Origin of the sequence: Nocardia sp. CWNU-33 (assembly GCF_046764895.1) — a bacterium.
Classification (GTDB): Bacteria; Actinomycetota; Actinomycetes; order Mycobacteriales; family Mycobacteriaceae; genus Nocardia.
On the sequence record NZ_JBKOQN010000001.1, the window covers coordinates 330,499 to 342,666 of the forward strand.

2 protein-coding genes and 1 pseudogene are annotated in these 12,168 nt (G+C 66.5%); all 3 read right to left on the minus strand.

Annotated features, from left to right (window positions below):
* Positions 1-251: 251 nt before the first annotated feature.
* A pseudogene (locus ACLMAL_RS00980) lies at positions 252-11,516 on the minus strand (amino acid adenylation domain-containing protein); the annotation flags it as partial.
* Between the two features lie 120 nt (positions 11,517-11,636).
* A complete protein-coding gene (locus ACLMAL_RS00985; RefSeq protein WP_411997346.1) occupies positions 11,637-11,936 on the minus strand; it encodes a hypothetical protein in 300 nt (99 codons plus the stop codon).
* Between the two features lie 47 nt (positions 11,937-11,983).
* Positions 11,984-12,151, minus strand: a complete 168-nt coding sequence (locus ACLMAL_RS00990; RefSeq protein ID WP_411997347.1) for a hypothetical protein — start codon at positions 12,149-12,151, stop codon at positions 11,984-11,986.
* Between the last annotated feature and the right edge of the window lie 17 nt (positions 12,152-12,168).

Consider the following 12,168-nt stretch of genomic DNA (forward strand, 5'->3'; position numbering starts at 1 on the left):
CGCCGGTGACCGCCTCGAGTGCCAGGTGCATCGGGGGCCCACGGTGTTACGCCCCGGTAAGTTACCCGGGGAGCCGGGCTGACGCGAGTCGTTCGGCGAATGTTCTGACTGGTCAATGGTTCATAATGCCGTGCACCGCGAGCTCGCGGTCAGCACCTCGACGATCCGGTCGAGCGCGGTGCCGGTCGAGATCGCGTCGGACACTACCGACTCGATCCCGACCGGCGCCGAATATTACCTGCTACCAGGTGTTATTCGACAGCGGCAGCACTACCGGGCGAACCCGCCCACACCTCGTCCAGTACCGAGCCGATGCGGGCCAGCGCCGAGCCCGCCGTCATCCGCCAATGCGTTTGCGCCACGTCGAAGTCGCGCACGGTGCCATCGACCGCGGCGACCCATGTCGCGGCGCCTGCGCTACCGGCAGGCGCATCGTGGGCCGCGGTGAAGTAGACGAGGTCACCATGGAAGGGGCGGGCGCGGTACTCGTACATGAGGGCTGCCGATCGAATACCCGCATCGACCACTCGGGTAATCCGCTCGGGGCCGAACGAGGCGAACGGTTCCGGCAGTCCTGCCAACTGGTCGGCCAGCCTTGCCACGTCGATGTCCGCATCGAGGCCCAGGTCGACGTCGCCGAACAATCCACCGACCAACTCGGCAATCGGTAACGGCTCGGGTGTGGCGTCGGCTTCGACGGCCTCGACATCAATGGCGGTGGCCAAGAAGCTGTCCATCATCGCCAGCAGACCGACCTGCTCGCCCTCGTCCTGCAACTGCACAGCGATGGCGTGCGCGATGACACCACCGAGCGACCAGCCCAACAAGTGGTACGGCCCCTGCGGCTGCACCGAACGGATCTCCTTGATATAGCGCCGCGCCCAATCTTCGATCGAATTCGGCAGTGCTTCGTCGGAGCCGAGCGAGGGTGACTGCAAACCGTAGATCGGCCGCTCCCGATCGACGTGCGCGGCCAGACCAGCGAACGACCAGGACAGACCGCCGACCGGATGAATGCAGAACAGCGGCTCCAGCGATCCCGACTGCCGCAACGGCAGCAACACGTCGAACGCGGAATCGTCGGCGACCTGGCCGCCGCGGCGCCGTTCCACCTCGGTGGCCAGCTCCGCCGGAGTAGGCGCGTTGAACACCCACATAACCGGGATACGTTCGCCGAGCTCCGTGCTCAGCAGACGCACCAGTTTCGTGGCGACCAAAGAGTTTCCGCCACGTTCGAAGAAGTTGTCGTCCAACCCGATTCGATTATCCGCCGCACTACCGTCGGTGCTCTCGGTAAGACCGAGCACCTCGGCGAACGTCCGCGCGACAATCTTCTCGACCGGCGTCGACGGCGCACGGAACGGCCGCGCCGCGAATACCGGTTCGGGCAGCGCACGACGGTCCAGCTTGCCGACCGGCGTCAGCGGAATATCGTCGAGCACGGTAATGGTGGTCGGGACCATGTGCGCGGGCAGCCGCTGCTGTGCGAATGCGGTCAACTCCTCGGCATCGACTTCGGCCGCACCGACCACATGCACATAGGCGGCCAGAATCGTTGTGCCGTTGTCGAGTTCGTGGCCGATCGTGGCCACGAAGTCGACATTCTCATGCGCGCCGAGCACCGTATCGATCTCGCCGAGCTCGATACGGAAACCGCGAATCTTCACCTGGAAGTCGTTGCGCCCCATGTATTCCAGCTCACTGTCCGCAGTCCACCGCACCAGGTCGCCGGTGCGGTACATGCGAGAACCACTGGTGTCGAACGGATTGGGAATGAACCGTCCCGCGCTCAGCCCAGGGCGGGCGTGATAGCCGCGCGCCAACTGTGCCCCGGCAATGTAGAGCTCGCCGATCACGCCATCGGGCACCGGCCGTAGCCGCTCGTCGAGGACATACTCGCCGATCTCGCGGATCGGGCCGCCGATCGTCACCAGCGCACCCGGCACCATCGGGGCGCTGATGTTGGTCATGATCGTGGTCTCGGTCGGCCCGTAGCCATTGAAGAACTCGCGGGTGCCCTGCTGCCCGATCGGCAAGACCCAACGCCGGACCAGATCCGGCGGACATGCTTCACCGCCGGCAACCACGACACGCAGGTCGTCGAGGCCGGTCGGATCCACCGAAGCAAGGGCTGCCGGGGTGATGAACGCATGCGTGACCTGCTCGCGGCGCAACAGCGCCGCTAGTTCGCCACCGCCGTAGACCGCGGGCGAGACCACCACCATCGTTGCCGCGGCGCCGAGTGCGAGGAGCAGCTCCAGCACCGACGCATCGAAAGCGGGGGATGCGAAATGCAGGGTGCGCGCGGCACTGGTCACCCGGTACCGAACGCGCTGCTCCTCGCAGAAGCCCGCCAGTCCGGCCTGGGTAACCGTCACGCCCTTCGGCGTGCCTGTCGACCCTGATGTGTAGATCACGTAGGCCGGATGCTCGGCGCGCAGCGGCCGCACGCGGTCGTCATCGGTAATCGGTGCGTCCGGATGCCCCGCCCCCGCAGCACCGAATCCCTGCGCGTCGATATCCAGCCATTCGACCTGGTCCGGCAGGTCGTCGCGGACCGAAGCGACGCTGAGCCCGAGCACCGCACCGCAGTCCGACACCGTGTGCGCGATCCGCTCGGCCGGATAATTCGGGTCGACCGGCACGAATCCCGCGCCTGTCTTGGCCACCGCCCACACCGCGAGCACGGACTCCACCGACCTCGGAATTCCTACCACCACAAGATCTTCGGGACCGACCCCGCGGTCGATCAGCGACCATGCGAGCCGGGTCGACCGTTTGTCGAGTTCGGCGTAGGTCAGCTGCGCCGATGTCGTCGTCGCATCGGCGAAGACGACGGCGGTACCGAGGGGGTTCGCTTGCAGCGCAGCCGCCATCAGCTCCGGCAGGGTGGCCGGCCGTGTTCGCTCCGTCCCCGCCGGACTCGCACCGGCCATCGACTGGTTCGGCCGCACCCGAGTCAGGTATTCGTATTCGGATTCAGCGAGCAGGGACACATCACCGACCGGCGCATCCGGCCGGGCGAGCATCGTGTCCAGCAATCGGACGAATCGCTCCGCGAACACCCGCACCGTGTCCTCGTCGAACAAATCGCGCGCATAGGCGAACGCCGCGTGCACGCCGTCGTCCGACCGGCGGACGTTCAGTGCCAGATCGAGCTGTTCGGTATCGACCCCGACCCCGGCATCGGTGTCGGTGTCGACCGAGAGCGCCACTTGGAACAGCGGGTGCCGAGCCGCCGAGCGCTCCGGGGTCAGCAGATCGACCAGCTGATCGAACGGAATGTCGGCGTGCGCGAACGCATCCAGTTCCGTGGCGTGCACCTGCGCGAGCAGTTCGGCGAACGTGACCTTGCCACGCACCAAGGTGCGCAGCACCACCGAATTGACGAATGCGCCTGTGGCACTGTCTGATTCGGTCACGGATCGACCCGCGACCGGCGCACCGACGGCGATATCGTCGGTGGTCGACATCCGCGCAAGGAACACCGCGAGCGCGGTGTGCACAACGGTGAAGATCGTCGTGTTCCGCTCGCGGGCCATGGCCTGAAGTCTCTGGTATACCGAGTCCTCGACGGCGAACAGCACCTGCCCGACCATGGCCGATCGGACTGCGGGACGGCGCCGATCCGCGGGCAGATTCAGCTCATCCGGCAGCTCGGCCAGCGCGGCGCGCCAGTACTTGGCCTGCGTGATCAGGTCGGTTTGCGCGGCGTCGAGCACCGAGTTCGTCGCCGCGATGCTGCGTTGCGGTGCCGTGATCAATTCGGTGATCAGGATCCGCAATCGCGCCACGATGTCGCGCGCCACCGCGTCGGTCACCGTGTCGCGCCGGTGCATCACCTTCACATGAATCTGGGCGCCCATCTCGACCTGCACGGAGAACGGGTAGTGCGTGAACTCGGCCGACTGCAACCCCGCGACCGCGAGGCCGTCGATATTGCTGCCCGCCTGCTGCAAACCGTCGGCATCGACAGGGTAGGACTGGAAAGCCACCAGTGTGTCGAACAATTCGCCGACACCGACGGTGCGCTGGACATCGGCCAATCCGAGGTAGTGATGATCCAGCAGCGCAACCTGCTCACCCTGCAGCCTGCCCAACAGCTCGTGCACCGTCATCTGCGGATCGAAGCGAACCCGGACCGGGATGGTGTTCACGAACAGTCCGACCATGTCGTCGACACCGTCCAATTGCGGCGGCCGCCCGGAAACGGCGGCGCCGAACACCACATCCTCGCGGTCGGTGATACCAGCGATCACCAGCGCCCATGCGGCCTGTACCACCGTGTTGGCGGTAACCTCGGCCGCGGCAGCGAACGCGGCCAGCTCTGCCGAGGACAGCTCGAAGGTGTTGGTACCGAAGCCGGCTGCCGATGCCGGCGGCACGGGCAGCGCCGGGGCCAGCAGGGTCGGCTCCACCCCGTCCATCGCTGCGCCCCAGGCCCGCACGGTGAGTTCCCGATCCTGCGCTGACAGCCAGGCCAGGTAATCGCGATAGGGCCGCACCCGCGGCAACAGCGACGCATCACCGTGCGTCGCGTAGAAGACCATGAGGTCTTTCATCAGCAGCGGCGTCGACCAGCCATCCAGCAGAATGTGATGCGAAGTCAGCACCAGGTGGGTACGCCCGGTTTCGGTGCGGTACACCGTGAATCGCAACAGCGGTGCTGTCGTCGGCTCGAATCCGAGCCGTCGATCGGCCGCCATCAGCGACACCAGATCGGCATCCGGCACCGCGTCGACAATCCGCCACGGCACCTGTACGCCATCGGCGATCAGTTGCACCTGGGTGCCGTCCGCGGCGGGTACGAAGGCGGCCCGCAGGTTCGCGTGCCGGTCCAGCATCGCCTGCGCCGCACGACGAATCCGATCCAGATCGAGATCGCCGGACAGCTCGACCGCCAACTGGGTGACGTAGGCATCCACCGATCCGGCCAGCAGATCCATCAGGAAAAGCAACCCGGACTGCAGCGGTGACAGCGGCAACACATCAACCAGACCGGGATGCTCCCGCTGCCAGATGTCCAACTCCGCCTGGGAAACTCGCACCAGCGGCACATCCGACGGCGTCAGACCACCGGCCGCCGGATCGGCCACATGCCGAGCCACTGCGGTCAGTGCGGCAAGCCAATCATCGGCCAGCTCGCGCACCGCGGCCTCGTCGATGATCTCACCGGCGTACTGGAACATGACATTCATCAGCGGGCCCGCGTCCGTATCGGCCACAATCGCGTTGATGTCCACCACCGCGGCGGCGGGCATGGCGGGATCCAGTTCCACGCCTAGATCACCCAGATCGCCGGTCGGCAGCCAGCCCGCATCGGCCAACCCTTCGGGCACCCCGCCCGTGGAGACCCGCCCCAGGTAGTTGAACCCGATCTGCCCGAGATCGCCGGCCAGCGCAGCGGCGGTATCGGGATTGAGGTGGCGCAGCATGCCGAAGCCGATGCCCTTGTCCGGCACCGTGAGCAGCTGCTCCTTCACCGACTTCAGCATGGCCGCCGTGGCTGCCCCGCCGGCGTTGGCCGCATCGATATCGACACCGGACAGGTCGACCGCCACCGGATAGAGACTGGTGAACCAGCCAATGGTGCGCGTCAGATCCGCACCGGGGACCGCATCCTCCTCGCGGCCGTGTCCTTCCAACCGCACCCGAGTAACCGGGGCGTCGATGCCGCGCCTGGCCCGCCACGAACGCACTGCGAGAGCGAGCGCCGCGAGCAAACCGTCGTTGACACCACCGCGATACAGCGCGGGCACCTTGGTCAACACCGCATCGGTGACCTCGACCGGCACCTGGACCGCGAACTGGCGCACCGTCGCATGGGTGTCCACCGCGGGATCGAGGGCACGGATGCCGAGCAGCGGATCCGATGCCGCCAGCAACCCGCGCCAGTAGTCGAGCTCACCGATCCGAGCGGCACCGGCGGCCTCCTCGACCAGACCGTGCGCCCAACGCCGGAACGACGTGCCGGTGGCGGGCAGCGCGACAGCCTGCCCGGACGCGCGCTGAATCCAGGCCAGCACCAGATCCGGGATCAGAATGCGCCACGACACACCGTCGATCACATCGTGATGAGCCGCGACGATCAGCGCGTCACGTGCGTCCGGCCTGCGCACCCACCCCAAAGCCAGCATCACGCCCGCGGCGGGATCCAGCGCATCGAGCACGGAATCCATAGCGGCGCTGCCGATTCGGTTCAGCTCCGTGTCGTCGACACCGGCGGGTACCTCGACCTCGCGCACCAGCGTGGCCGCGTCGACAGCGCCCTGTGCCTGCACCTCGAAGCGCCAGCGTCCATCGACCTGCGATACGCGCGAGCGCAGCACGTCGTGATGATCGAGCACCGCGCCGACGGTCGCGACCAAACCCGCGTGGTCGATATCCTCCGGCAGCCCGAGCACCATGGCCTGGGCGAACCGGCCGAACGAACCGGCAGCGAGCGAAGCGGCCACCACCGGCGTCAACGGGACCTCACCGACACCACCACCCGGCAGCTCGGCCAACTCCACCAGGGCAATATCCCCCACGTCCACCGCGACCCGGGCCAGCCGGGCCACCGTCTTCTGCTCGAACACATCCCGTGGGGTGAACACGATCCCGGCCACCTTGGCCCGCGACACCAATTGGATCGACATAATGCTGTCGCCACCGACCGCGAAGAACGAATCGTCGACACCGACCCGATCCACACCCAGCACCTGGGCGAACAACCCGGCAAGCTGCGACTCCACCACACCGACGGGTTCACGCGACACCGTCACCTTGAACTCCGGCTCCGGCAACGCCTTACGATCCAACTTGCCGATCGGAGTCAACGGAACTTCGTCGAGCACCACGATCGCCGCGGGCACCATGTACGGCGCGAGACTGCGCGCGGCGAACTCGGTGAGGCGTGCCGGATCGACCACGTGACCTGGCGCCGCCAGCACATACGACACCAAAATCTGTGCGCCTGCTGCGGTCTCGCGGCCGATTGTGACCACGTATTCGACATCGTCATGGCTGCCGAGCACCGCATCGATCTCACCGAGCTCGATGCGGAAACCGCGGATCTTGACCTGGAAGTCGGTGCGCCCCAGATACTCCAGTGTCCAACCGACCGGACCGTTCGGCTCGGGAACCCGGCGCACCAGATCACCGGTCCGGTACATCCTGGCACCCGGCTCGCCCCACGGATTGGCGATGAAACGCTCCGAAGTCAGCTCCGCGCGATTGTTGTAGCCGCGGGCCAATCCGGCGCCGGCCAGATACAACTCGCCGACCACACCCGGCGGGACCGGATTGAGCCTGCTGTCCAGCACCAGCGCCGAGGTCCCCGGCACCGGCGGCCCGATGGTCACCGGCCGCCCGGCGACCAGATCACCATAGGAGCAGGTGATGGTGGATTCGGTCGGACCATAGGCGTTGAGATACCTGCGGCCCGGCTGCCACTTGTCGACCAGCTCCGTTGTCGTGACATCGCCACCGACATCGACGACAACCAGGTCGTCCATCCCGGTCGGATCCAAGGTGCCGAGTACCGCCGGGGTGATGATCGTGTGTGTCGCGCGCTCGACACGGATCAGTTCACTCAGGTCGGGTCCGCCGATAATGGTCGACGGTACGATCACCAAGGTCGCGCCGGTGGCGAAGGCACACATCCATTCCAGCACCGAAGGGTCGGCAATGGTGGTGCGCACGTGCAACATTCGATGCTGCGGCCCGAACCGGTGCAGTTCGATCGCGTAGTCGAGCAAGCTGCTCAGACCGGTATGGGTGACCACGACACCCTTGGGCCGCCCCGTCGAGCCGGACGTGTAGATCACGTAGGCGGGATGCCGAATGTGCAACGGCGCCAATCGATCGGCATCGGTGACCGCAGCCGCGGACTGCGCCGCGCACAACTGCTCGACCTCCGGATCGTCGAGAACCAGCCACTCCACGTCGTCGGGCAGTTCGTCGACATATTCGGCAAAGGTGACGCCGACAACCGCCTTGGAATCGGTGACCATGTATCGCACCCGATCCCGCGGGTGCGTCGGGTCGACCGGCACCCACGCGCCGCCGGCTTTCGCCACCGCCATCATGGCCGCGACTGTCTCGTATGAGCGCGGGCAGCACAGCACAACCAGCTGGTCCGGACCGACACCACGATCGATCAGCACCCGCGCCAATCGCGAAGTGTGTTCGTCCAATTCGCCGTAACTGATCGACCGTCCTCGATACCGCACCGCAATGCGGTCGGCACCCGATCGCACACCACGGGTCAAGATATCCGGCAACAGGTCTGCACCCGTGACATCGACCGGATGCACCCGGGTGAGCATCTCGTACTCGTCCTGGGCCAGCACCGGCAGATCGCCCACCGGCGCGTCGGGATTACCGGTGACCGCCGCGAGCACCCTGGTGAATCGCTCGACGAAACCAGCGACGGTGGCGGCGTCGAACAGATCCTCGGCGAACGACAGCGAGGCCGCCATGCCGCCATCCGTGCCCGTCGTTGCCTGAATGGTCAGCGACAGATCGAATTTCGCGGTCTCGACCTCGAAGTCCACCGCACCGATCCGCAACCCGGGGAGCTCGAAATCGGCATCGGGCAGGTTCTGGAACGACAGCATCACCTGGAACAGCGGCTGCCGCGCCGAGGAGCGCTCCGGGCTCAGCACATCGACCAGCCGCTCGAACGGCAGATCGGCATGCGCGAAGGCCTGCAGGTCGGCTTCCCTGGTGCGAGCAAGCAACTCGAGGAAACTCAGCTGCCCGGCCACCTCGGTGCGCAGCACAAGAGTGTTGACGAACATGCCGATCACGTCGTCGAGCTCGGCCTCACCACGACCGGCCACCGGAGTACCGATGGCGATATCGTCCGCACCCGACAATCGCGCGAGCAGCACCGCAAGCGCGGCGTGCACCACCATGAACAGGGTGGCGTTGTGTTCTTTCGCCAGCCGGACCAACGCCGCGTGCCGCTCGGCATCGATCACGAAATCGATGCGGCCACCGGCAAAGGACTGCACCGCGGGACGCGGCCGGTCCGACGGCAGGTTCAGTTCGTCCGCCAACCCGGCCAACGCCTGCTTCCAGTACGACAACTGCTGTCCGGCAAGTGATTCCGGATCGGATTCGGAACCGAGCACAGCCCGCTGCCACAGTGCGAAATCCGCGTACTGCACCGGCAGAGGAGCCCATGCTGGTGCATCGCCGCCACTGCGTGCCGCATACGCCAGCATCAAGTCACGGGTCAACGGTCCTATCGACCAGCCGTCGGCACTGATGTGATGCGCGACGAGGACCAACACATATTCGGCGGCGGTGTCGACACCATCGACCTGAAACAGCTTGGCGCGCAACGGCACCTCGGTGGTCACATCGAAGCCCGCGACCACCAGACCGCCGATCTGTTCCCGCAACGCGGCGGCATCGACCAGTTCCGGGGAGACGTCCGGCACCGCCTGCCCGGGCGGCAGCACCGATTGGTACGCAATGCCATCGTGTGCCGGGTAGACCGTGCGCAGCACCTCGTGACGGGCCACGACATCCGCGACGGCCAGCTGCAGCGCGGCGAGGTCCAGATCACCGGACAGTCGCACGGCAACCGGGATGTTGTATGCCGCGGACGCGGTATCGAATTGGTTCAGGAACCACATCCGCTGCTGCGCGAGCGACAGTGGAACACGCTCCGGCCGCGGACCGGCTACCAGTGCGACGCGGCCGCCGGAACCCGCATGCTCCGCCAGCGTGGCGGCCAACCCTGCGACGGTCGGCGTCTCGAACAGCCAGCGCGCTCGAACGCGAGTATCCAGGGCCGCGCCCAAGCGGGCCGTCAGCTGCGTGGCGATCAGTGAGTTACCGCCGAGTGCGAAGAAATCGTCATCGGCGCCGACCGCTGCATCGGTACCGAGGAGTTCGGCGAACGTGTCGGCAACCAACGTCTCGATCACCCCCGACGGGGCGCGGAAAGCCTTGGTACGCAACTGCGGCGTCGGCAGTGCCCCCCGATCCAGCTTGCCGACGGGCGTCAGCGGAATCTCGTCGAGCACCATGATGGTGGTCGGCACCATATGCGCAGGCAGGCTGCGCTCGGCCAGCGCCGTCAGCTCCGCCGGATCCACCGGCAAACCGTTCGCGGCGTGCACATACGACACGAGGATCGTGCCGGCGTTCTCCAGTTGGTGCCCGATGGTCACGGCGAAATCGACGGTCTCGTGTTCGGCGAGGACCGCGTCGATCTCGCCGAGCTCGATCCGGAAGCCGCGGATCTTCACCTGGAAATCGTTGCGCCCCAGATACTCCAGCTCCTGATCCGCGGTCCAGCGGACCAGGTCACCGGTGCGATAGAGCCGAGAGCCGGGCGGGCCGAATGGATCGGCCACAAACCGGCTTGCCGTCAGCCCCGGCCGATCGTGATATCCGCGGGCCAGCTGCGCCCCGGAGACATAGAGTTCGCCGACCACTCGGTCCGGTACCGGCGTCAGCTGCGCATCCAACGCGTATTCGGTGATCGCACGAATCGGGCCGCCGATCGTCACCGGCACGCCCGGCGTCATCGGGGCGCTGATATTGACCATGATGGTGGTCTCGGTGGGCCCGTAACCATTGCAGAACTCGCGGGTTCCCGCGGATATCGGTAATACCCAGCGCCGCACCAGCTCTGGTGGGCAGGCCTCACCACCGGCCACTACAACCCGCAGCTCATCGAGTCCCTCGGGTGGCAGCGAAGCAAGGACGGACGGGGTGATGAACCCGTGCGTCACTCGCTCCCGACGCAAAAGCTCGGCCAGCTCGTCACCGCCGTAGACGGTCGGCGACACCACGACCATCGTCGCGGCCCCACCGAGCGCCAGCAATAATTCCAGCACCGACGCATCGAAGGAAGGCGACGCGAAGTGCAGGGTCCGCGATGCGGTAGTCACCCGATAGCGCTCACGCTGCTCATCGCAGAAACTCGACAGCCCCGCCTGCGTGACGACCACGCCCTTCGGTGCGCCCGTCGATCCGGACGTATAAATCACGTAGGCGGGGTGCGCAGCACGCAGTGGCCGCGCCCGGTCGGCATTGGTGACCGGATCGGCCGGGTACTCCCCCAGCAGCTGCACCAGCTCGGCGGTGTCGATTTCCAGCCACTCGACCCGGTCGGGTAGGTCGGCGCGCACCGAAGCAACGGTCAAACCCAGGACGGCACCGGAATCCGAGACCATGTGCGCGACACGATCGGCAGGATAGTTCGGGTCGACGGGAACAAATCCGGCGCCACACTTGGCGATCGCCCAGACCGCGACCACCGACTCCACCGACCGCGGAATACCCACGGCGACCATGTCCTCCGGCCCGACGCCGTGGTCGATCAGGAGTCTGGCCAGCCGGTTGGATCGATCGTCGAGTTCCGCATAGCTCAGCTGTGCGAGCGTCGTGGTGGCGTCGGCGTGAACGAGCGCGACGCCACCGGGGTTCAACTCCACCGCAGTCGCCATGAGCTGCGGCAACGTGGTGACTCGGGCTCCGCGGGTTCGGGTAGGACGGACACGAGTGGGGCGGCTCATGCTTGCGCCACCAATCGATCACAGCAACGCTGGGACACCAGCCAATTCCCGAACACATCGAACATCGCAGAAACTTCCCAACCACTTGTTAACGCAACAACACATGGCAGGGGCCTACCCCACCACAGCAGATACCGATTGCGGACGTGGGTTCGTTACTGGCTCCCCGACGTCAAGTAGCTCGTCGAGCAAGACGAGCGCGACCGACCCCGGCACAGCCACCGACGCGACCGTCGACCCCGCATCGAGCACGACGGTCTGGAGATCCGCTGGCAAGGTCATATCCATCGCGTCGAGGGTCGTGCGATCGGCAAGCAGGTGGGTGACCCATTCATCGGCCGGCGACGTCGCCGGATCGGCGGCGTCGGGAACAATGACCAGCGAGGCTCCCGCCGCGACCGCCTCGAGCAGCACGGCAGGCGAGTCCGGCCGTCCGCAATGGAAGGTGCGGGACTCGACGGTCAGGCCGATACGGGTTGCTGCTGCTCGATCTGCCGACCCGGCCGCGGCACCACATAGTCGACCAACTGATCGCCGCTGACCGACGGCACCACCAGCGCCGCCGCCTGGCTCAAGGCAGGCTGAGCGAGCGGCGCCGTCTCGATTTCACCTCCGTCGCATGTGCGCACGGTTCAGATTCTCGCCC